Genomic DNA, 1,326 nt, shown 5'->3' on the forward strand with positions numbered 1-1,326 from the left:
ATATACTACTGTGTCAATAAAGTTCCCGGATTATAGTAATAAAAAATGTAAGGCACATAAGATAACAATTTATTATATTTTATCCTTCAAAGTAATCACCCATGACTTGAATACATTTATCACATCGTCGGTATAAATTTTCAAAACTGATCTGGAATTCTTTTTTCGGAATGTTCTTCAGCTCATATGTTACATTCGTCTGAATATCTTTAATATCATCGAACTTTATGCCTTTGATGATAGATTTCAGCTTTGGGAAGAGCATGAAATCTGCCGGAGCCAAATCCGGGGAATACGGCGGATGCTCGATCAATACCACTCCTTTCTTGAGCAAAAATTGCTTCACAATAGCTGCCTTGTGGCTAGGTGCATTATCATGCAGCAAACTCCAACTTCCTTTACTCTTGTACTCAGGTCTGACTCTGGCAATTCTTTTCAAAAGTCTATCCATAACTCCTTTGTAATAAATTGCATTGACTGTACTACCAGAAGGCATAAATTCTTTATGAATGATTCCCTTAGAATCAAAAAACGTAATCATCATTGTCTTAATTTTTGACTTTTGAAGTCGAACCTTCTTTGGCTTGGGACACCCCTTTGAACACCACTGCATACTCTGGCGTTTTGTCTCAGGATCATATTGGAAACACCAAGTCTCATCACCAGTAACTATTGATTTCAAAAAATTTGAGTCATTATCAGAAGTTGAAATGAAATCTTTGCAATAATCAACTCTGGTTTTCTTTTGTTCAGGAGTCAGGCTATGAGGAACAAATCGAGTACAGATCTTTCTTTTATCCAAATCCTCAGACAATATTTTCCGAATTGTTTCTTTATTGATTCCTATTTCCTCCTCAATCATTCTCAAAGAAATTCGTGTATCCATTTCCACGATTTCTTTAATTTTCTTCACATTATCATCATTTCTGGAGGTTGACGGACGCCCAGTTCTCTCATTATCCATTGTATCTTCACGGCCTCCACTGAAACGAGAGAACCACTCATAAACAGTTGTTCTTGATAGTGCATTGTTTCCATAGACGGTTTTTAGCATTTCATGGGTTTCCATAGCACTTTTGCCAAGTTTGTAGCAAAACTTAATATTGATTCTTTGTTCCATTTATAAATCATAACAATACTTAAAAAGTTGTCAATTAAATAAACTAATTACTACAAATAAACAAACAGCTAATTGAAAGAAATTAAGTTTAAATATCAAATAAGCATATATCTTTCTGAAAAACTTATAAAAAATATTCTCAAGTCTGTTTAACTGTAATTGCTAAAACAATCCGGGAACTTTATTGACACACCTTGTATATATAT

At 33.8% G+C, this 1,326-nt stretch carries 1 protein-coding gene; it reads right to left on the minus strand.

What is annotated here, in order from left to right:
• Positions 1-79: 79 nt before the first annotated feature.
• Positions 80-1,120, minus strand: coding sequence for a transposase (locus tag ACAX61_RS19520; protein WP_370716202.1), 1,041 nt, complete (start codon positions 1,118-1,120; stop codon positions 80-82).
• Positions 1,121-1,326: the final 206 nt, after the last annotated feature.

It is taken from the genome of Sphingomonas sp. IW22, from assembly GCF_041321155.1.
GTDB lineage: Bacteria > Pseudomonadota > Alphaproteobacteria > Sphingomonadales > Sphingomonadaceae > Sphingomonas.

Coding starts and splice junctions, on each gene's coding strand:
- ACAX61_RS19520 (WP_370716202.1), bottom strand. CDS start 1,120: ATGGAACAAAGAATCAATATTAAGTTTTGCTACAAACTTGGCAAAAGT.